Annotated in this window: 21 protein-coding genes; 10 read left to right on the plus strand and 11 right to left on the minus strand. The window is 63.7% G+C overall.

The genetic code is table 11. The features are described from left to right. Positions 1-97 precede the first annotated feature (97 nt). Entirely contained in the window at positions 98-757 is a 660-nt protein-coding gene (gene hypB, locus FYJ44_RS05215; RefSeq protein ID WP_154509850.1) for a hydrogenase nickel incorporation protein HypB, read from the minus strand. A gap of 63 nt (positions 758-820) precedes the next feature. Beyond that, positions 821-1,165, minus strand: coding sequence for a hydrogenase maturation nickel metallochaperone HypA (locus FYJ44_RS05220; RefSeq protein ID WP_374042601.1), 345 nt, complete (start codon positions 1,163-1,165; stop codon positions 821-823). Between the two features lie 93 nt (positions 1,166-1,258). Between FYJ44_RS05220 and FYJ44_RS05225 the strand changes: the two genes are divergently transcribed. Further along, positions 1,259-2,023, plus strand: a complete 765-nt coding sequence (locus FYJ44_RS05225; RefSeq protein WP_154509854.1) for a tetratricopeptide repeat protein — start codon at positions 1,259-1,261, stop codon at positions 2,021-2,023. 41 nt (positions 2,024-2,064) lie between these two features. Then, positions 2,065-2,892 (plus strand): AMIN domain-containing protein, encoded by an 828-nt coding sequence (locus FYJ44_RS05230; RefSeq protein WP_154509856.1) that lies wholly within the window; start codon positions 2,065-2,067, stop codon positions 2,890-2,892. 339 nt (positions 2,893-3,231) lie between these two features. On the opposite strand, the gene FYJ44_RS05235 is transcribed toward FYJ44_RS05230, so the two are convergent. Further along, positions 3,232-4,458, minus strand: a complete 1,227-nt coding sequence (locus FYJ44_RS05235) for an MFS transporter (RefSeq protein ID WP_229772516.1) — start codon at positions 4,456-4,458, stop codon at positions 3,232-3,234. A gap of 132 nt (positions 4,459-4,590) precedes the next feature. Between FYJ44_RS05235 and FYJ44_RS05240 the strand changes: the two genes are divergently transcribed. Next, positions 4,591-5,040, plus strand: coding sequence for a MarR family winged helix-turn-helix transcriptional regulator (locus tag FYJ44_RS05240; protein ID WP_154509858.1), 450 nt, complete (start codon positions 4,591-4,593; stop codon positions 5,038-5,040). A 124-nt stretch (positions 5,041-5,164) separates the two neighbouring features. Here FYJ44_RS05240 and proC read toward each other — a convergent pair whose 3' ends face one another. The 5 genes from proC to FYJ44_RS05265 form a co-directional block, all read right to left on the minus strand. Then, a complete protein-coding gene (gene proC, locus FYJ44_RS05245) occupies positions 5,165-5,968 on the minus strand; it encodes a pyrroline-5-carboxylate reductase (protein ID WP_288230345.1) in 804 nt (267 codons plus the stop codon). Between the two features lie 4 nt (positions 5,969-5,972). Continuing rightward, positions 5,973-6,389, minus strand: a complete 417-nt coding sequence (ndk, locus tag FYJ44_RS05250; RefSeq protein WP_154509860.1) for a nucleoside-diphosphate kinase — start codon at positions 6,387-6,389, stop codon at positions 5,973-5,975. Positions 6,390-6,420: 31 nt separating this feature from the next. After that, a complete protein-coding gene (locus FYJ44_RS05255) occupies positions 6,421-7,737 on the minus strand; it encodes a divergent polysaccharide deacetylase family protein (RefSeq protein ID WP_288230343.1) in 1,317 nt (438 codons plus the stop codon). A 59-nt stretch (positions 7,738-7,796) separates the two neighbouring features. After that, on the minus strand, positions 7,797-9,122 hold the full coding sequence (locus FYJ44_RS05260; RefSeq protein WP_154509862.1) for a S41 family peptidase: 1,326 nt from the start codon (positions 9,120-9,122) through the stop codon (positions 7,797-7,799). Between the two features lie 643 nt (positions 9,123-9,765). Further along, complete coding sequence (locus FYJ44_RS05265) at positions 9,766-10,269, minus strand: rubrerythrin family protein (protein ID WP_154509864.1); 504 nt, start codon at positions 10,267-10,269, stop codon at positions 9,766-9,768. A gap of 371 nt (positions 10,270-10,640) precedes the next feature. Between FYJ44_RS05265 and FYJ44_RS05270 the strand changes: the two genes are divergently transcribed. Further along, positions 10,641-11,282 carry a YigZ family protein gene (locus FYJ44_RS05270; protein ID WP_154509866.1) on the plus strand — a complete coding sequence of 214 codons (642 nt, stop codon included), beginning with the start codon at positions 10,641-10,643 and terminating at the stop codon, positions 11,280-11,282. Positions 11,283-11,299: 17 nt separating this feature from the next. Here FYJ44_RS05270 and FYJ44_RS05275 read toward each other — a convergent pair whose 3' ends face one another. Then, on the minus strand, positions 11,300-12,391 hold the full coding sequence (locus FYJ44_RS05275) for an efflux RND transporter periplasmic adaptor subunit (protein ID WP_154509868.1): 1,092 nt from the start codon (positions 12,389-12,391) through the stop codon (positions 11,300-11,302). Positions 12,392-12,616: 225 nt separating this feature from the next. On the opposite strand from FYJ44_RS05275, the gene speA reads away from it, so the two are divergent. Continuing rightward, positions 12,617-14,533, plus strand: a complete 1,917-nt coding sequence (speA, locus tag FYJ44_RS05280; RefSeq protein WP_154509870.1) for a biosynthetic arginine decarboxylase — start codon at positions 12,617-12,619, stop codon at positions 14,531-14,533. Between the two features lie 64 nt (positions 14,534-14,597). Here speA and FYJ44_RS05285 read toward each other — a convergent pair whose 3' ends face one another. Then, complete coding sequence (locus FYJ44_RS05285; RefSeq protein ID WP_154509872.1) at positions 14,598-15,620, minus strand: ABC transporter ATP-binding protein; 1,023 nt, start codon at positions 15,618-15,620, stop codon at positions 14,598-14,600. Then, positions 15,621-16,760: a nicotinate-nucleotide--dimethylbenzimidazole phosphoribosyltransferase gene (gene cobT, locus FYJ44_RS05290; RefSeq protein ID WP_154509874.1), complete on the minus strand. Its 1,140-nt coding sequence runs from the start codon at positions 16,758-16,760 to the stop codon at positions 15,621-15,623. A 400-nt stretch (positions 16,761-17,160) separates the two neighbouring features. Between cobT and FYJ44_RS05300 the strand changes: the two genes are divergently transcribed. The 5 genes from FYJ44_RS05300 (at position 17,161) to FYJ44_RS05320 (ending at position 20,730) form a co-directional block, all read left to right on the plus strand. Then, positions 17,161-18,528, plus strand: a complete 1,368-nt coding sequence (locus tag FYJ44_RS05300; RefSeq protein WP_154509878.1) for a trypsin-like peptidase domain-containing protein — start codon at positions 17,161-17,163, stop codon at positions 18,526-18,528. 189 nt (positions 18,529-18,717) lie between these two features. Further along, positions 18,718-18,906: a ferredoxin gene (locus FYJ44_RS05305; protein WP_022655044.1), complete on the plus strand. Its 189-nt coding sequence runs from the start codon at positions 18,718-18,720 to the stop codon at positions 18,904-18,906. Between the two features lie 133 nt (positions 18,907-19,039). Then, entirely contained in the window at positions 19,040-19,708 is a 669-nt protein-coding gene (locus FYJ44_RS05310; protein WP_154509880.1) for a YkgJ family cysteine cluster protein, read from the plus strand. Between the two features lie 6 nt (positions 19,709-19,714). Continuing rightward, positions 19,715-20,107 (plus strand): hypothetical protein, encoded by a 393-nt coding sequence (locus tag FYJ44_RS05315; protein ID WP_154509882.1) that lies wholly within the window; start codon positions 19,715-19,717, stop codon positions 20,105-20,107. Continuing rightward, a complete protein-coding gene (locus FYJ44_RS05320) occupies positions 20,104-20,730 on the plus strand; it encodes a tetratricopeptide repeat protein (RefSeq protein ID WP_154509884.1) in 627 nt (208 codons plus the stop codon). Before FYJ44_RS05315 ends, FYJ44_RS05320 begins: the two co-directional genes overlap by 4 nt. Positions 20,731-20,738 lie beyond the last annotated feature (8 nt).

Genomic DNA, 20,738 nt, shown 5'->3' on the forward strand with positions numbered 1-20,738 from the left:
GAAGGCCGGAACGCTGACTGGGTTATCAACGTTCCGGCCTTCTTTCCCGGATTAAAAACAAATACTTCTTCGCGGACAGAAATGACGACAGCAAAAGCTATGAAGCCTTCTTCTCCTCACGCATCTTGCGCAGCCAGGCATACCACGCATCCAGGCCTCCGCCGTCGCGGCAGGAGACCTCGAACACGCTGAGGTCCTTGTTCAGCTTGGTGGCGAAGGAACGGGCGCGCGTCATGTCGAAGTCCACATGCGGCAGCAGGTCCACCTTGTTCAGCACCAGAGCCTTGGCCAGATTGAACAGCAGGGGATATTTCTCCGGCTTGTCGTCGCCCTCGGTCACGCTCAGCAGGGCCACTTTGGCGTCCTCGCCGCAGTCGAATTCCACCGGGCAGACCAGATTGCCCACATTTTCAATGAAGAGGATGTCCAGGCCGTCCAGTTCCAGGCTGTCCAGCGCCGTGAGAACCATATTGCTGTCCAAGTGGCAGCCGCCGTCAGTGTTGATCTGCACGGCCTGCGCGCCGGTGGCCGCTACCCGGCGGGCATCGTTGTCGGTCTGCAGGTCGCCCTCGATGACCGCCATGCGGAACTCCCCGGCCAGATCGCGCAGGGTGCGCTCCAACAGCGAGGTTTTTCCCGCGCCGGGAGAGCTGATCAGATTGAGCGTCAGAATTTTGCGGCCGCTCAACTGCCGCCGCACATGGGCGGCCATTTTTTCATTGGCTTCCAGGACGTTGCGCACCACGGGAATTTGCATGTTTTTCTCCTTCCATCTCCGGCCCTGCTCTCGGGCAGGGTGACCACTCTTTAGAAACACGCCCTAGCGGGCTTCCAGGCGGCTCAAAATTAACTCCTTGCCCTGCTCCACCACATGTCCGAACTGCTCGCCGCAGCCGGGGCACGGCTGCCAGAGGGCATCCTGCCCTTCACCGCCGAACACCTTGCCGCAGAACGGGCAACGCAGGCGCAAGGGCAGGCAGACCAGCTCCAGCCGGGCCCCTTCGTGAGGCGTGCCCTTGATCAGGGTTTCAAAGCCGAATTGCAGCGATTCGGGCACCACGCCCGACAGCGCGCCGTACTCCACGCGCACCATTTCCAGACGGGTGCAGTTCTGGCGGGCTATTTCTTCCTCTGCCATAGCCAGAAGGCTTTGTGCGATAGCCATTTCGTGCATTCCCCATGCTAGCCGAAAGCCCCCGCTGCGTAAAGGGCGCGCCGGGAATCTTGCCATTCGGCGCAAATAATGTACATTTCGCCCATGCGTCCTCCAAAATATCTTGGCGTATACTCTCAGCCCTCGGCCAAGGCGGACGGCTCCCGCAAGACGCTCTTTTTCGTCTGGGAACTGGCGGAAGCGGGTTACGCGGTGCAACAACTGGACAGCGCCTTCCAGCCCAGGGCGGAGGCGCGACGCGTCAGCGCCGCCCGTTTCGCCGCGCACTTCCGGGCCGAGCCCTCCATTCTGGCCATGCCCATGACCATGCTGGACGTCCGCGCCCTGGCGGACCTTCCGGAGTCGCCCGCTCCGACCGAGTCCGAGTCAAAAGCCCCGGAACTGGACGGCGACCTGCTGAGCGGCCTGGACAACGCGCGACGGGCCAAACAGACGGAAATCACACTACGCGAAAACTTCCGCAAGGCCTTATTGCGCCTGAAGCGCCCGCGCGAGCGGCAGGCCGCCATCACCGCGCTGGAGCAGCTGGCGGCCGCCACCGAGAATATTTCGCCCGTCCACAAGCATATGTTCCGCGATTTCGGCGCGAAACTGCGCAAAACAGCCATGCCGGACTTGGCCCTGCTTTTCGGCAAGCGGGCTCTGGAACTGGCCCCGGAGGACGATCACGCCCATTTCAACCTGGCCCGCATCCTCTGCGCCATGGGCGCGTATGACGAAGCCGCCGCGCACATTCACACGGCCATGCGCCTGGACGCCCGCGAAGCCCTCTATCCCAGGATGCTGGCCCATATCAGGAAAGAAAAACAGCTCAGGCCCGGCAAAAACCGTCCCCGGCGGACGCGCTGAACCAGAGCGAGCAACTCGCCTTTTGACAGGAGCCATACGGCATGAACAAAGTCATTCTCAGTCTTCTTCTGGCGGTCTGCATCTTGGGCATGGCGCTGATCATGCTCAATGAACGTCTGGGCCGCAAATCTGAACCCGCCCCGGCCCCGGCGGCGGAAGTCAGCCAACCAACCACGCCGGACAACGGCGCGGACCTGCCGCCGCTTCCGGCGGACGGCGGCCGCAACGGATTCGCCGCACCGCCGGAAGCGGCCCGCGAAGAACCCAAACTGCCGCCTTTGCCCCGGGACGACGCCGAAACCGCCATGCCCGCCGTGGAGCAGACACCGGAGCGGGCTCAAACGCCCCCGGCTTCACCTGCCGCTCCCGCGCCGCAGACAGCCGAGCGTGAACATCCGGGCGCGTCCACGCCGCCCCCGGCCGCGGAGCGCCCCGCGCCGTCCGCCAAGGCGGAAAGCGGAACGCCCGCCCGCGCCGAGGCCAAAAAAGACGAGCGCCCGGCCCAGACTGAAAAGGCCAAGGCCGAAAAGCCCAAGGCGGAAAAAACCGCAGCCCCGCGTGAACGCAGCATCAGCCGTTTTGTGGTCTTCGCGCGGGACAAGGGGGCCACGGTGCGCCTGACGGGCAACGCGCCCCTCCGTTACAAGAGCATGAATCTGAGCAATCCCGAGCGCGTGGTGGTTGACCTGGAGGGCCAGTGGCAGATCAAGGCACCGGGCGTGCCCGGCAACCCCCTGGTAAGCAATGTGCGCGTCGGCAAAATGGGTGACAAGACCCGCGTGGTCATCGACCTCAAGGAAAAACCGCGCACCACCCGTCTGGTGCTTGCCAAGGACGGCAACACGCTGGACGTACGGGTGGATCAGTAAGCTTTTTCCGCGACACGGCGGAGATAAAGAAAAACCCTTCCGAAGTATTTCGGAAGGGTTTTTCTTTATTGGAGGCAAGGCCCAGCCGCCGGATAGTTTCCTTCGCGCGGGGCGAATCCGGCGCAGACGGAGGGCGTATGGGCAATACAGCAACATCTCTCAGGGCGTGTTGACACTACAGGAATTTTGTTTCCGGCAAGGAGAACAAGCCTTTTATGGAAGAAATGTGCTCGTGCCTCAGCCGTTGCAGCAAGCTGCATACGGATGAGCACAGCAGAGATATGGTACTCGACTGGAATAAAAGGCGAAGTTCAACGCAGCCAGGGGGCAAACATAGTGTCAATACGCCCTAACCCGCAAACCTCCCATGCAGCATATAGTAAAGGCCCAGCGCGGCCAGCACGGTAAAGGCCAGCGCCTGGTACATGCCGCCGTACCCCACGGAAGGCACCAGGAAACCGAAGATATACGGACCCAAGCCGATGCCCATATCAAAAAAGATGAAAAAGGTCGTGGTGGCCTGGGCAAAGCGGGAACGCGAGACCAGCGAGAGGGATACGGCCTGCCCCACGGACTGGAAGTTGCCGAAGCCATACCGAGCACCAGACCGGCCAGCAGCAGCATCCAGCCGCTTTCCGCGCGGGCGAGGAGAATCAGGGAAAGCGCGGTCAGCAACAGGATGGGATAAAAAATGACGTTTTCGCCGCGGGTGTCGAACAGGCGGCCCGTCAGCGGCCTGGTGGCCAGGGCGGCCACGGCGTACAACAGAAAGAACAGGCTGGCCGGACCGGAAAGGGCGCGCTCGGCGGCGAAAGAGGTCATAAAGGCCTGCACGCAGCCGTAGCTCAGACAGACCACCAGGGCCACGAGGGAAAAGCGCACCACGCGCGGGTCAATGTAGCTGTTCAAGCTAAAGAAGGAACGATGGCGGTGGCGCATGGACGGCAGGGCCGCCAGCCCGAAAAAGATGAGCATGCAGACCAGGGCGATGCCCACATTGACCCACATCAGCGTCGCATAACCTATGCGCGTGCTCAGAGTGATGCCCAGAAACGGCCCCAGGGCCAGGGCCAGAGCCGTGCTCATGCTGAACAGGCTGACCCCGAAGCCGTGGTGCCGCTGCGGAATTACATAGGCCACAATGGTGCCCGTGGCCGTGCCGATAACGCCCACGCCCACACCGGCCCAGAAGCGTTGCGCCAACAGCAAGCCCAGGGAATCCACCAGAAAAAAGCCCGCCATGCTGACGACGTACAGCAGCAACCCGGCGAAAAGAACCATCCGGCAACCGAAAATAGACAGCAAGTTACCGGTGACGAAACGCCCGACCAGACAGCCGATGACCATGATGCCGGCGGTAAAACCGGCGGTGCTCAGGCTTGCAGCGAAGGCATCCCGGGCATAGGCGGTGCTGGTGACAAATATCAGATAATAGGCGGTCATCACCAGCAGGTTGATCAGCGTCACCACACTGAAGTTGCGGTTGCAGATCTCCCGCAGCGTCCTCCATGTTCCCACGTTGGCTGTGTTTGCCGCCTGTTGGCGGCGGATGCGGCGATCAGGCATGGCAAATCTCCTGCGCATAAAATTGTTGCGGACGCAACGGTTATGTGTTTTTCTCTTCTCTGTCAAGCGCGGATTCAACCGGCTACGGCGGAACGGCCCCGCGCGAAACCGTCCAGCGCCAAGGAAACAATTTTGGATCTGACCTGCAAATGGATCACACTGGCCAACCGCCACTACTACATGTATCTCGGCAAGGCGCTCGCGCCGTTGGGCATCAATACAAGCCAGTATCTTTTCATCCTCGCGCTGTGCAGAGAGCCGGGCATTACCCAGGACAAACTGCCCGAGCGCATCGGCATCAACAAAAGCAATGTGACGCGCGCCCTGACGCAGCTGGAGCGGGCCGGCTTCATCCGCCGGGAAAGCAATCCGCACGACAAACGCACCACCACCGTCCATCCGACGCAGCGGGCTTATGACCTCTACCCGCGAATCATGCGGGTCGTGGCCCACTGGGATGCCGCCGTCACCAGCCGTTTCTCCGGGCAGGAGAAAGAAACCTTGCAGACGCTCTTGCAACGTCTCACCGACGCCGCCAAGGCATTCAAGGACGACGCGATGACGGGCGATCCTCAACTCTGAGCTGGAAAAAACCAGCTTACAAACGCAAAGGGGAACCCGGTCCACCCGGATTCCCCGCAATCTGACGCAAGACCGTCCGCCCTCACCTGCGCGGCTTCCGGCGGTCGGGCTCACAGCGCGACGTTCAGCTTTCCATTTCCCGGCCGCGCGCATCGGCGGCCAGTACGGCATCCACCAGAAGCCCCGGCAAGCCCGCGCGGTCCAACTGATTGACCCCGGCAATGGTCAGGCCGCCGGGCGAGCAGACTTCGTCGCGCAGCTGCATCAACGGAGCGGGATTCAGTTCGGCCATGCGCGCCGAACCGGCAAAGAGCGCGGCCACCATGCGGCGGGCTTCCTTGTGTTGAAAGCCCAGGGTCACACCGGCCTGCACCAGCCCCTGCATCATCTCGAACACATAGGCCGGGCCCGCGCCGATCAGGGCGGAAAAGGCGGTAAAGCGGGCTTCGGGCAGTTCCAGACAGAGGCCCAGCGCACCGAAGAGTTCCATCAGCCCGGCTTTGCTCTCCGACGTTGCGTCCTCCTCAAAGGAAAACGCGAAAACGCCCTTGCCCACCAGGGCCGGGGTGTTGGGCATGCAGCGCACCACCGCGCACCGGTCACCGGCGGCCTCACGCAGGCTTTTCAAACTGATGCCCGCCGCCACGGACACCAGCACCTTGTCGGCGCCGAGCTTCGGGCGCATCTCCGCCAGCACGGCGGCCGCCTGGTAGGGTTTGACCGCCAGAATGACAATATGCGAATCTTCCGCCACGGCACGGGCGTCGGCTTTGGCCGTCACGCCCTTTTCCAGAAGAGGCTTCATGCGTTCCGGCGTGCGATTATAGCCGCAGAACGCATAGCCCGCATGCAGGCTGTCCGCCAGACCGGCGAGAATGGCCCCGCCCATATTGCCGCAGCCCACGCAGCCTATTGTGGTGATCTTCACGACGTCACTCCACTATTTCAAGTTTGTTGAAGAAAAAGGCCAGTTCCACGGCGGCGGTGTCCGGTCCGTCGGAACCGTGCACGGCGTTGGCCTCAAGGCTCTGCCCGTATTTGTGACGCAAGGTGCCGGGTTCGGCCTGCTCCGGATTTGTGGCGCCCATCAGCGCCCGGTAGCGGGCCACAGCGTCCTCGCCCCGCAACGCGACGCAGACCACCGGCCCGGAGGCCATATAATCCGTCAGGCTGTCAAAAAAGGGGCGTTCCGCGTGCACGGCGTAAAAGCCCTGGGCCTGGGCCTTGCTCAGACGCAGCATTTTCAGACCGACGATGCGGAGTCCGGCGGCCTGCACGGCGGCCAGGATTTCCCCGGCAAGATCGCGCGCCACGGCGTCCGGCTTGATGATGGCAAGGGTGTCCTGCATGGTTTTCTCCTTGATATACCGTTCAAAAAAATCAGCGGCCGCGCGCGTCCCGCGCCGCCTGGCGTTGCGCCAGATGCCAGACCAGGCGGCGCAAGGGAACGACGGGCGTAGCGGCCTTGTCCTGCCAGCGGCGCAACGCGCTGAGCGTTTCCGGATAGGGATGGCCGATGGCCACGGCAAAACCGGCGGAGCGCGCCCTGGCCGCCGCCGCGTCCAGGGCGGCAAGAACAGCGGAGCTTTCCCGGCGCGTATCCAGAAAAACAGCCCGGCTCACGCTGACCAGTCCGGCGGCGCGGGCCGCCTCCGCCAGCCGGGAATGGGGCTGGGTCAGGCTGTCCAGAACAACAAAACCGCGCCCGGCCAGTTGCGCGCAGAGCAAACGGCTGGCGGAGGCGCTGCCCGTGAAGCGGGAACCCATATGATTATTCAGGCCCAGTGCCGTGGGCGCGGCGGCCAGGTCGGGTTCCAGCACGGCGGCCAGAGCCTGCGGGCTCATATCCGCGAACAGCGCGCCCGGTCCGGGTTTGGGACGGGAGCCGTCGGCGCGCGGCAAGGGCTCCATGGGCAGATGCACCAGACAATCCAGACCCATCTGTCCGGCCAGGGCCGCTGTCGCGCCGGTTTTGGGCGCGAGCGGCCAGACGGCCAGGGTCACGGGAAAAGGCAGGGCGGCCAGGGCTTCGGCGGCTTCCAGGCTCCGGCCCAGATCATCTATGACCAGAACCAGCGCGGCTGTGGGCATGGGCCGGGCCAGGTCGGCCAGTTCCCGCTCCCGGCCGGGGAAATAGAAACTGTGGCTCAACCGCCCGTTGAGGCGGATTTCCAGCACGCCCTCATCCGTCCAGGCCAGACGAGGACGCAAAGCGTCCCGCCCGGCGGCGGACAGGGCGGAAAAGTCCGAAGTCGTCGCCGGATGCAGCTTTTCCAGCAGCGCCACGGCCAGGCGCAACGGCGCGCAGCGTCCTGTGATCCGATACCGGCGCGCGCCCGCGTCCGCGACGCCCGGCGGCAGTTCTTCCTCGCGCCGCCAGCGGGCGAACGGCAGGGCCTGGGGCAGCGTCCGGATGACCAGCGCGTCCAGCCCGGCCAGTGCGAGCCGGGCTTCCCGCTCGCCCATTGGCGGCGCCGCCTGACGGCCGACGGCGTCGATCCGGGCGTCAGAAGCGGCGGGGCCGCCCCGTTCCGCAACGTCCGGCACGTTGAGCCCATCGCCCAACCAGAGCGAAAAAACCAGGGAGCACAACAGCCAGACCAGGCCGCCCAGCCCCAGGCGGCTGGAAGCACGCAGCCCCCCGCCGGACCCGAGGGGGCCGGTCAGGGGGCTGCCGTTTCTTTCTTTATCGTACACGCTGGGCTATGCCGTCCGGCGGGCCTCATCCCCGGCTGCGGGGACGAAGACAACGCCGCCTAATTCTGAATCTCCCGCATCTTGGGCAGACTTTTCACGACCTGAAGAGCCATGCGCAGCTGATTGTCGCGGGCCAGCTGCTCCTTGCCCTCGTCTTTTTTGGCCTTGCTCTGGCCGCCCTTCTTGTCCTTGCCGTTTTCCAGATGGCGGTTGAGGTCCTGCTCGCGCAGGAGGAAACGCGGGTTATCCTTGTCCTCGGTGCGCGGCGGTTCAAAGACCACTTCCAGGTCGGGCACGATGCCCTCGGCCTGAATGGAACTGCCGTTGGGCGTATAGTACAGGGCCACCGTCAGCTTGAGGCCGGAGCCGTCGGACAGCGGAATGATGTTCTGCACCGACCCCTTGCCGAAGGAGCGTTCGCCCAGAATCAGGGCGCGCTTCTGGTCGCGCAACGCGCCAGCCACAATTTCCGAGGCCGAGGCCGAACCGGCGTTGACCAGCACAACCATGGGCACGCGCACGTCGTCGGACTGTTTTTTGGCTTCGTAGACACGGTCAGTGTTGTCACGACGGCCCTTGATGGAAACGATCACGCCCTTTTGCAGGAAGATGTCGGACACGCTGACCGCCTGGTCCAGCAGGCCGCCGGGATTGTTGCGCAGATCCAGCACAATGCCCTTGAGGCCGCCCGTGGCCTTGCTTTCCTTTTCCGCATCCTTGAGCGCTTCCTTGAGTTCCTCGGTGGTGCGTTCGGAGAAGCGGGTCAGGCGCACCCAGTAGTAGCCGTCGTCCAGCTTCTTGGACTTGACGCTGATCAGGGGAATGGCGTCGCGCACGATGCGCACGGTCTGCGGGGTCTTGGCGTCGCTGTGCAGGACGGTCAGCTCCACTTCCGTGCCCTTGGCTCCCCGGATGCGCGAGACGACTTCCTGCAACGAAAGCTCCTGCGTGGGCTGGCCGTTGATGGACAGGATCACGTCGCCGGACTGGAGACCCGCGCGGAAGGCCGGGGTGTCCTCAATGGGCGTCACCACCACGACCTGGCCGTTCTCCATGGAAATTTCAATGCCCACCCCGAAGAATTCGCCGGAGGTGGTTTCCTGCATTTCCTTGTATTCTTCCGTATTCATGAAGGTGGAGTGCGGGTCAAGGCCCTGCAGCATGCCCTTGACGGCCCCGTTGATCAGGTCCGTCTGGGTCACATCCTTCACGTAATAGCGTTCCACCAGGTCGAGCACCTGGCTGAAGCGTTTCAACGCTTCGAATTTGTTGGGGGCTTCCTTGGCGGGTTCTTTTTTGGCCGCCGCATCGGCGGTCTGGACCGCGCTCAGGCCGCACAGAACCAGAAGAAGCGCAAAAATGCAGGAGCGGACAAAAACACGCATAAGAAGGCCTCCACGGCGATATACATAAACCCGCTCTCCCGAGGCAGAAGCCGGGAAGCGGGAAAGCGGACGGACGCCCGCGTCGCCGTCAGTTGTTGATAACAAGCGGTTCCGCATTGAACATACGCACCGCCCGGCGGCGCTGAACGGCGACGCCCCTACCCGCAGCCACGGGAAAACCACATTTTCCGCCGACCGCAGATAACGCCGGTTTTGAAACGGGATGCCGTTTCAACGCCAATCTGGTCTTGTTGCGCCAACAGCGCCGATGGCTGCAAAAAACATCAAGCGGATACTGACTCTTTTCAGCCCAAAATGCAATGCCGAAGGCGTTGCGGCCGCCCGGCGCGCGGCCCGCGCCAACAAGAAAGGAGCCGCCTTGCGGCGGCCCCTCCAGCGTGATGACAAACCCCGCTTCGCGCGGTTTGCGCCACCGACGGCGACAGAGCCGCCGGGCGGAAAGGCACGGAAATCAGTCGCGTAACGGCGCGGCAAAGCCGCGACCTACTCCTGATTTTCGGGGCTGCCGACTTTGTCTGCAGCCTGAAGGAGCCGCCTTGCGGCGGCCCCTCCAACCATCACAGTCGCAACCCGGCTTCCACGCCGCCCCCAAAAGCGGCATGGCTCCGTCGCGCGGGTCAGGCTACTTGCAGCACTCTTCCACCTTGAAGAAAGCCGCCGCGCCGGCGCCGCACACGGGACAGGCGTCGCAGGGACCTTCGTGGGTGTAGCCGCAGATCTTGCAGACATAATAGTCCACATTGGCAAGGCCGGAAGGATCGGCAATCGCCTTCTTGTACAGGTTGGCGTGCACTTCTTCCACCTTGTTGGCGAATTCGAAGTACTTGGCCACAGCGGTCTTGCCTTCGGCCTGGGCGTCCTTGATCATTTCGGGGTACATCTTGGTGAATTCGTAGGTCTCGCCTTCCAGGGCGGACTGCAGATTGGCGGCCGTGTCGCCGATCTTGCCGGCGTTTTTCAGGTGCGCGTGCGCATGGATGGTCTCAGCGGCGGCGGCGGCGCGGAACAGCTTGGCGACCTGCGGCATGCCTTCCTTGTCGGCCACCTGGGCGAAAGCGAGGTATTTACGATTGGCCTGGGACTCGCCTGCAAAGGCGGCCATCAGATTTTCCTGGGTCTTGCTCATTGTTCTCTCCTTTAGCGTATGTGAAATTTTGTTGCTTCCATTAGCAGGAACGATTCCTGTTTATAAAAAGCCGCCGGTCTTGTAAAGCCTTTTTTGGGCATTTGCCGAGAGAAATTTGCGTTTACCTCATAACCTATTTATATAATTTGTTTTATAAAATAAATTTTTCCATTGCCCCGGCGGGCATTGGACGTTACTGAACTAACGATGAACGCCGAGGCAGTAATCGCGCATTTCGCGCTCGTTTCCCATCCGGAAGGCGGCTTTTACCGCCGCGCCTGTTGCAGGGCCGGGGACATTCCACCTGTGGCACTTCCCAACGCCGCGGCCTGCATCCACGAATTCTGCCCGGCGGAAAACGGAACATAGCAATGGCGCGTTATCCCATCCCCGCCGCCGGGCCGGACCGGCCCCACTGCACGGAGCTGCTCATCCGCCGCAGCCGCTTTCTGGCCCAATGCGCCCATACGCCGGGACCGGAGGCCGCGCGGGCTTTTGTGGAATCCATCCGCCGGGCCAACGCCGACGCCACCCACAACTGCTGGGCCTATGCCGCGGGTGCGCCGGGCCACACCGCGCGGATCGGCTCCTCCGACGACGGCGAACCCCACGGCACGGCCGGGCGGCCCATGCTGCAAGTGCTGCTGCACTGCGGCATCGGGGAGATCTGCGTAGTGGTGACGCGCTGGTTCGGCGGGGTCAAGCTGGGTACCGGAGGGCTGGTTCGGGCCTATCAGGACTCGGTACGCGAAAATCTGACAGGTCTGGCCCTGGCCGAACAAGTGCCGCTGTCCCGGCTGGAATGCACCGTGAGCTACGCCCACCTGGACGCGTTGCGCCGCCTTCTGCCCGCCTTTGAGGCCAAGATCGCGGATGAGGATTACCAGGCCGAGGCCCGGTTGCGCCTCAGCCTGCCGGAAGAACAGGCGGCGGCCTTTTGCAGGGCCGTGGCCGGTGCGAGCAACGGCGCGGCGCTCTGCCGGGTTCTGGAAACTGATGCGGACGGCGGATAAAAAATCCGGCGCGGATGTTATTCCAGAACCTGCACCGCCAGACCCGGCGCCAGCCGCACCTGGCCGTCCACCACCACCCGGTCGCCTTCGGCCAGTTCGCCCTCCACCACGCTGACGCCCTGATGCTCGAAGAGCACCTTGACCTTGCGGTACACGGCGCGATCATCCTTGCCGACCAGATAGACGTAGGATTCCTCGCGGCCAAACTGCACGGCGCGGCTGGGCACGGTCAATGCCTGCCGCGCCACGCCCAGAGGCAGTTCCACTTCCACAAACTGGCCGGGCCAGAGGCGGCGGTCAGAATTTTCAAACGTGCCGCGCAGGCGGATGGTGCCGGTGCGCGTGTCCACGGTATTGTCCACCAGGGTCAGCAGGCCGCTTTCCACTGTTCCGCCCGTGGGTGTGGCCCTGATGGACACCTTGCCCTGGCGCATGCGCTCCAGAATCACCGGCAGATGCGCCTCGGGCACGGAAAAATTCACATAGATGGGCGAGAGCGTGTCGATGGTCACTACGGGCGTGTCGTCCGTGGTCTTGACCATATTGCCCTTGTCCACATTGAGAGCGCCCACCCGACCGCTGATGGGCGCGGTCACCGTGCAGTAGGAAAGATCCAGGGCCGCGCTTTCCACGGCGGCCTTGTCCGACTGCACCGTGGCCTTGAGGGCCGCCGCTTCGGTGGCGGTCTGCTCGTAGGCCTCGCGGCTCACATAGCCGCCGCCCACCAGCTTGCCGTAGCGGCGCATGTCGTCGTTGGCCTTGCTCAACTGGGCCTGGGATTTGGCCAGCAGACCGCGCTTTTCGCGCAATGCGGCCTCAAAGGGACGCGGATCAATGCCGATCAGCGGATCCCCTTCCCGTACGTCCTGACCTTCCCTGAAATGGATTTCCTGGATCTCGCCCGTGACCCTGGGTTTGACCCCCACCGTGGCCGAAGCCTTGACATTGCCCACCACATGCAGCAGACGCGGCACGTCGGCGCGCGCCACGGGCCGGACATGCACGGGCGCGGGCGGCGGGCCGCCGGTCTTGCCGTCGTCGCCCGAACAGGCGGTCAACAGAACCGCCAGCAGCGGCAACAACAAACAACTGTACGGAAAATGTCTCATAATCGTCCTCAAAACGGATTGCGGCCACATGCCGACGACATATACTTTTAAAAGTGAAGCATGCCCCGCCCTTCGTCAAGTGCGGACATGCGGGAGGCCGGAACCGCCCGGAGGCCGCAACGCCCGCTCACATTGACTTTGCGCGTTTTCACGGCATAATGGCGCGGCTTCGGGGCGCATGCCCTCATTGTTTCCCGCCGGGCGGCGGCACTCAAGGAGAACACGTTGGCCAAAAACCGCGCATTGCAGCAGTGGCGGGTGGAAGATTCCATCGAACTTTACGGCATCCGCAACTGGGGCGCCGGCTATTTCAATGTTTCGGACGAGGGCGAGGTGATCGTCTGCCCGCAGGGTCCCAAAGGCCCGCAGATTCCCCTGCCGGAAATCATCGCCGGTCTGCATGAGCGCGGCTACGACATGCCCGTGCTCCTGCGGGTGGAAAACATTCTGGACTCGCGCATTGCCAGCATCCATGAGTCCTTCCGCAAGGCCATCAAAAATCTGGGCTACACCGGCGAGTACCGGGGCGTGTTCCCCATCAAGGTCAACCAGCAGCAGCAGGTGGTGGAAAAAATCGCCCAGTTCGGCGCGCGCTACCACCACGGGCTGGAAGTGGGCTCCAAGGCAGAATTGATCGCCGCCGTCTCGCTGATGCGCGACACCGAGGCCTGCATCGTCTGCAACGGTTACAAGGACGAGGAATTCATCGACCTGGGGCTTCAGGCCCTGCGCCTGGGCTTCAACGTCTTTTTCGTGCTGGAAATGCCCGGCGAGCTGGACGTGCTGCTGGAGCGCGCCAAGGCTCTGGGCGTACGGCCCAACCTCGGCGTGCGGGCCAAGCTGGCGGTCAAAGCGGGCGGGCACTGGACGGATTCCGGCGGGGAGCGCTCCACCTTCGGCCTGTCCCCGGCCCAGATCGTCGACGTGGTGGACACACTCAAAGCCCACGACATGTTGGACTGCTTCCGCCTGCTGCACTACCACCTGGGTTCCCAGGTCTCCAACATCCGGGACATCCGCACCGGGGTCATGGAAGGCGCGCGCCTCTATGTGGGTCTGGTGCAGGAAGGCGCGCCCATGGGCTATCTGGATCTGGGCGGCGGTCTGGCCGTGGATTACGACGGCTCGCACACCAATTACGTTTCCTCGCGCAACTACAATCTGGACGAATACTGCGCGGACGTGGTGGAAGCCATTATGAGCATCCTGGATGAGGAGCAGGTGCCGCACCCGCACATCATCACCGAATCCGGCCGGGCCACGGTGGCCTATTATTCGGTGCTGCTCTTCAATATTCTGGATGTCAGCGTGGTGGAGGAAGTGCAGTTGCCCGACGAGCTGCCCGAGGATGCGCCGGAGCCCGTACGCAACCTGCGCGAGGTGCTCTCCGGCATTTCCCTGCGCAATCTTCAGGAATGCTACAACGACGCCATCTATTACCGCGACGAAATGCGCCAGCTCTTTTCCACGGGCCGGGTCAACCTGCGCCAGCGCACTCTGGCCGAGCGCTTTTTCTGGGCCATCATCATGCGCATCGCCCAGGAGAAAACCCGGCTCAAGAACGTGCCGCGCGACCTGGCGGACATCGACGTAAGCCTGGCGGACATTTATTACGGCAACTTCAGCGTGTTCCAGTCCCTGCCCGACTCCTGGGCCATTGATCAGCTCTTTCCGATCATGCCCGTGCACCGGCTCAAGGAATTTCCCTCGCGCCAGGGCATTATTTCGGACATCACCTGCGATTCCGACGGCCGCATCGACCACTTCATCGACCCGCAGGGCATGAAGTCCACCCTGGACCTGCATCCCCTGCGCGACGGCGAGGAATATTATCTGGGCGTCTTTCTGGTGGGAGCCTATCAGGAAACGCTGGGCGACCTGCATAACCTGATGGGCGACACCAACGTGGTCTCCATCCGCGCCTCGGAAGACGGCAGCTACGAATACGTGCGTGAAATTCGCGGAGACTCCGTGGCCGACATCCTGAGCTACGTGGAATACGACCCGCGCCGCATCCTTGAAGATTTGCGCAGCACCGCCGAACAGGCCGTGCGCCAGGGCCGCATCTCGCCCAGCGAGCGCTTCGCCGTCATGCAGGCTTTTGAGGACGGTCTGCGCGGCTACACCTATTTCGAGAGATAGGTCCGCGCGGAGACAGCATACAGCCGCAGAGCCTTAAGACCCCGCCAAAAGCGGGGTTTTTCATTCACAGCAGATGACAGCGCGCCCGCCAGCCGGGAGCCAGATCCTTCCAGGCCGGGGCTTCGCGGCGGCAGATTTCCACGGCTTTGGGGCAACGCGGATGAAAACGGCAGCCTGACGGCGGCTTGAGCGGGCTGGGCAGTTCCCCTTCCAGGGCCTGCGGCAGGGACTCCACGCCGCGCTCTCCCGCCATGCCCGTGGGCATGGCCGCCAGCAGGGCCTGGCTGTAAGGATGGGCCGCGCCCGCGAACAGCCGTTCACGCGGGGCCTCCTCCACCACCTGCCCGAGATACATGACCATAATACGCGGGCAGATGAAGCCCACCACCGCCAGATCGTGCGAGATGAAGAGATAGGCCGGGCTGAAGCGCTCCTGCACGTCGCACAGCAGATTGAGCACCTGGGCCTGCACAGAGGCGTCCAGCGCTGAAACCGGCTCGTCGCAGACGATCACGTCCGGGCTGGTGACCAGCGCCCTGGCCACGGCGATACGCTGGCGCTGGCCGCCGGAAAATTCATGCGGATACCGTCCGCCCACCCCTTTCAGGCCCACGGTGGCAAGCATTTCGTCGGCCAGACGGCGGCGCTCGGCGCGGGGCATACTCCGGGCGGCCAGGGGTTCGGCCACGGAAGCCCGCACGGAAAGACGCGGATTGAGCGAGGAAAAAGGATCCTGAAAAACCATCTGGATGCGCCCGGCGGCCCAGCTGTCCGCTCCGGCCGGGGGCAACGCCCTGCCCTCCAGCAGCACCCGGCCCGCGGAAGGAGCCAGCAGACCGCAGACCAGACGCCCCAGCGTGGATTTGCCGCAGCCGGATTCACCCACCAGACCGAGACTTTCGCCGCGGCGCAGGCCGAGGCTCACGCCATCCACGGCGGTAAGCTCCCGTTGCTCCCCGAACCAGCCGCGCCGCACCGTAAAGCGGCGGCTCACGCCGTCCAGCGCCAGTAGGGGCGTCGCGTCGGCCGCGCCGGTCGCGTCAACCGCGCTGATCGCGCCGCTCACGGGAGCTTCACAGGCCGCCATTTACGCCGTCCTGTCCGCTTCGGTGGCCGTCACGCCCGCCGCGTCAAAGGTGGCCATATCATTATATATGGCCGCCGCGCCGCGCAGCAGATGATAGGCCAGGGCCCCGCCCGTGCCTTCGCCCAGGCGCATGCCCAGATGGAGCAGGGGTTCCCCGCCGCCATCCGGGGCGGCTCCGTCATGGGCCAGCCTGGACAGCGCCGGGCTGTGCCCCGGTTCGGCCGAGGCGTGGGAAAGCACGGCATAGTCGGCCAGGGCCGGGCAGATGGCCAGAGCAGCCGCATAGGCCGCGCTGCAGATGAAGCCGTCCACCAGCACGGGCAGCCGTTGCGCCGCCGCGCCCAGCATGATGCCGCTCATCACGGCGATCTCAAAGCCGCCCACGGCGGCCAGAATATCCACCGGATCGCCGGAGGCCAGCAGGGACGCATTGACCCGCAGGGCCTCGCGCACGATGCCCGCCTTGTGCCGGACCATGGCAGGATCGGAACCCGCGCCGGGACCGGTGAGCGCGTCCGGGTCCAGGCCCAGCAGGGCGCAATAGAGGGCCGTGCCCGCTGTGGAGTTGGCAATGCCCATTTCTCCCGTGCCCAGGCAGCGGTAGCCCCGCCCGGCCGCCTCGGCGGCCAGATCCACGCCCCGGCGCAGACCGTTCAGGCAGGTCTCGCGGCTCATGGCCGGGCCACGGCTCATGTCCGCCGTGCCGTCGCCCAGACGCCGGTCCAGCAGCATGGGATGCGGCGTGAACGGCCCGCCCGCGCAACCGGCGTCCACCACCCGCAAATCCAGGCCGCCGCACCGGCAGAGCACGTTGACCGCCGCGCCGCCGTGCAGAAAATTCATGACCATCTGCCTGGTCACGGCCTGGGGAAAGGGCGAAACGCCTTGGGCGGCCACGCCGTGGTCCCCGGCCACGGTCAGCATCAGGGCCGGACTCACGGAAAGCGGCAGTTCGCCACGGCGCATGGCGTACAGACGCCGGGCCAGTTCCTCCAGCCGCCCCAGACTGCCGCGCGGCTTGGTCAGATTGTCCAGATGGGCCTGGGCCGCGTCCAGATCCTCCCGGCGCGGACGCTCAATGCGCAGTCCTGGAAAAAGCCGTTCCAATTCGGCCTGAGTGAAACTGATTTTCTTGTCCATTGGCGGTTTGTAGCCTGTACGGGACGGCGACGCAAGGTCTTTACAAGCCGGGAATGATAATTACCTAGCAAACAGATCGGCAATGCTTCCATAACCGGACATGCCGCTTACACCGCCGCCCGGCCGGGTTTATTGAGGCGGCGGGACTTTATCTGACGAGGTGAATTATGTACAATATAGCTCGCAACGCCCGCAGGGCGGCTCTTTTCTTCTTGTTCTGTCTGCTCACCGCCCTGGTGGGTCTGCCCATCCGGGGCGCGCTGGCAGCGCACGCTGTTCCTGTGGTCGAAACGGTTCGGATCGAACAACGCGCGGCCGCAGCCCCCGCTTCCTTCGAGGCGGCCAGGAACGGATCGGGACAGATCCGGCCGGGCGCTGAAATGTATTGCGGAAGGTAATCATGCCCAATTTTGCAGCCCAGAGCGTCCGTGGTTTTCTGCTTCTTTTCTGCCTGCTGGCCGGGTTCCCCGCCGGGAGCCCGGCCGCTCCCGCACCGGACAGTCCGCGTATGACCCCGGTGGTCCGCGCCGTGCAGGCCGTGGCCCCGGCGGTGGTCAACATCACCAGCACCCACATTATTGAAGGGCAGCGCGTCTCACCTCTGGAACGCTTTTTCGGCCCCGGCTTCAGCCCCGGTTTTCCGGGTTTTGACGGCTTTCCCGGCGCGCGGCCCGGACGGCAGAAGCGCGTCAGCCTGGGGTCCGGCGTCATTGTGGACGGCCCAAAGGGTCTGGTGCTGACCAACGCCCACGTCATCGCGGGCGGCGACGAAGTCATGGTCCATCTGCTGGACGGGCGCGAATTTCCCGCCACGGTCAAAGGCGCGGAACCGGATTTCGACATTGCCGTGCTGGAAATCAAAGGCGCGCGCGACCTTCCCGCCGTGCGTCTGGGCGACTCCGCCGACATCATGCCCGGCGAAACCGTCATCGCCATCGGCAACCCCTTCGGCTTCAACCATACGGTGACCACGGGCGTGGTTTCGGCCTTGGGCCGCACCATCCGCAACGACGGCGGCGTGTTCACGGATCTGATCCAGACCGACGCGGCCATCAATCCCGGCAACAGCGGCGGCCCGCTGCTGAACATCGAGGGCGGACTCATCGGCATCAACACCGCCGTGGACGCCCGGGCCGAGGGCATCGGCTTCGCCATTCCCATCAACAAGGCCCGCCGGGTCATGGCCGACCTCATGGGCCAGGGTCGGGTGGCTCCGCTCTGGCTGGGACTTATGGCCGAAGATCTGGACAGCCGCATGGCCATGGCCCTGGGCTTGCGGGAGGCGCGCGGCGTGCTGGTGGGCGCGGTCTTTGAGGGCACGCCGGCGGCCAAGGCGGGCATCACGCCCGGCGACATCATTGAAAGCATCAATGCCACACCCGTGCGCGACCGGCGCGACTACATCAATGTGCTGCGCAACCAGACCGGCGGAGAAAGCCTGCGCCTCAGCCTGCGCCGGGGTGAAAAGAATATCACTCTGGACGTGACGCCCGCGCCCTTTGACGACGCCACGGCCCAAAAACTCATGGAACGCCGCTGGGGTCTGGGCGTGCGGGAATCCAGGCAGGGTCCGGTCATCCAGAGTGTGCGCCCCGACGGTCCGGCCGCCTTTCTGCGCAAGGGTGATGTGATCACCGGCGTGGGCGGCGCGCGGATCAAAAATATGGCCGAGCTGCTCCAGGCCTTCCGCAAAGAGCGCCTCGCCGGACAGGTGCTTTTGCAGGTGGTGCGCGACGGCCGGGGCTACTACGCGCGTCTGGTGCTCTGAGCCCGGCGGCAGGCCGCCCTTGCCAAAAGGCGCAACGGCTTTATTTGTATGGCGAAGCCCGCATGGGCCGGACCGGGCAAAAAGACCGGAGGCACTTGACAGGGCCAAGGGCTGAAGCTATCCCTTTCACAAGCGGTTTCCAGCCGCCCCTGCATCAAGCAGAACACAAAGTTACTTTGGGAGGAAACAATGGGCTACAATGTGAGTGTTGATAACGACAAATGCGTGGGTTGCGGCGAATGCGTGGACGTTTGCCCTGTGGAAGTCTATGAAATCAAGGACGGCAAGTCCGAACCCGTGAACGCCGAAGAATGCCTCGGCTGCGAATCCTGTGTGGAAGTCTGCGAAACCAGCGCCATCACTGTTGAAGAAGCCTAGTTAACGGTGCAATGCCCACGCGGCATTCCGTTGCTGACCCGTTTACGGAACATTTGTTCTTTCCACAGTGCCGCCGGGCGTGTGTGCGTCTGGCGGCACTGCTGTAACCCGTCCGCGTTGTCGTAGGAAAGCCATGATCCCCGATCTGAGCCCCATATTTTCCCGCTACGAAACCTTGCGGGCCGAGACCGACGCCCTGTTCGCGCGCGTGCGCGAGGCGCAGCCCGGTTGCGTGACCTGCAAGGAAGGCTGTAGCGACTGCTGCCACGCCCTGTTTGATCTCTCGCTGGTGGAGGCCATGTACCTGAACCGCGCCTTTGAGGCGGCTTTCGCCCACGGGCCGGAGCGTTCGGACATCCTCACCCGCGCCTCGGAAAGCGACCGTCGTCTCACCCGCCTGAAGCGGGAACTGTTCCGCGCCGAAAAAGACGGGGAAAGCCCGGAGGCCATCATGGCCCAGGCCGCCCAGGCCCGGCTGCGCTGTCCCCTGCTGGACCAGGAGGACCGCTGTCTGCTTTACGCGGCGCGGCCCATCACCTGCCGCCTGTACGGCGTGCCCACAGCCATTGCCGGGCAGGGACACGTCTGCGGCTTTTCGGCCTTTGAAAAGGGCAAAGCCTACCCCACCGTGCATCTGGACAAAATCCAGGCCCGGCTTGAGGAACTCAGCCGGGAGGTGGCCGAAACCGTGGAATCCCGCTTCACGGAGCTGCACGAAGTTTACGTGCCCCTGTCCATGGCTCTGCTCACCCGCTACGACGAGGCATATCTGGGCATCGGCCCGGCCAAACCCGAGGATTAGGCCCCCATGTTCGACAGCATTCCGGCCACTGTTTTCCGCGACGGCACGCCGCAGACGCTCACGGACGAACAGGAAAAGCTCAAGCGCGAGATCTACGAAAAAATGAATCCGCGCCGCCGCAAGTTCGTGGACCGCATCGGCTATGAAACCTGGGATCCCTTCCAGAAGCCCAACGATCCGCTGGATCTGCGCATGGATGTGAGCAAGCGCACCACCCAGCAGCTGGTCAATGAATTTCTGCGTGAGGCGGCCCGGAAAGGGCCGTACAGCAATGATTACGGCAAGGGCGCCATGGAATGCGCCCTGGGCGTGGTCAACAAGGACGAAAAATACCAGGGCATTTTTGACTTCTGCCTCTGGTACCACGATCTTTTGAAAAAAGAAGGGCATATCGAATGAAAGAGCGCTACGACGATCTGGACGAATATATCGCGGACCTCAAAAAGGAAATTGAGGCCAACGAGCAATGCGCCACCCACTACTATAACCTGGGTCTGGCCCTGCTGACCAAGCGCGATTTTGTGGCCGCCGAGGAAGCGCTGCTCAACGCGGTGCGCAATTCTCCGCACCTGGCCGAAGCCTATGTGCAGCTGGGCGGCATCTGCCTTGAACGCGGCGACCTCGAAGGCTGTCTGCGCTACAACGAGGAAGCCGCCAACTGCCGGGCCAAATTCCCCATTCCCTGGAGCAACATCGCTTTTGTGCACCTCCAGCGCGGCGAGCCGGACAAGGCCATCACCGCCCTGCGCAAGGCCCTGAAATGGGACCCCAAATTCGTGCAGGCCAAGAACGCCCTGTCCACGGCCTATTACATGAAGGGCGACTTCAAGGCCTGTGAGGAAACCTGCCGGGATCTGCTGGCCCAGGAACCGGGCTTTGCCCCGGCCTGGAACAATCTGGCCCTGGCCCTCTTTGACCTCAAGGAATACGACCAGGCCATCGAGGCCGCGGACAAGGCGCGCGAGTTGGGCTTTGAGGTGCCGGAAGGCTTTCTGGAAGAACTGAAGCCCCACAGAAAATAAAGCGGGGT

It is taken from the genome of Desulfovibrio porci, from assembly GCF_009696265.1.
Classification (GTDB): domain Bacteria; phylum Desulfobacterota; class Desulfovibrionia; order Desulfovibrionales; family Desulfovibrionaceae; genus Desulfovibrio; species Desulfovibrio porci.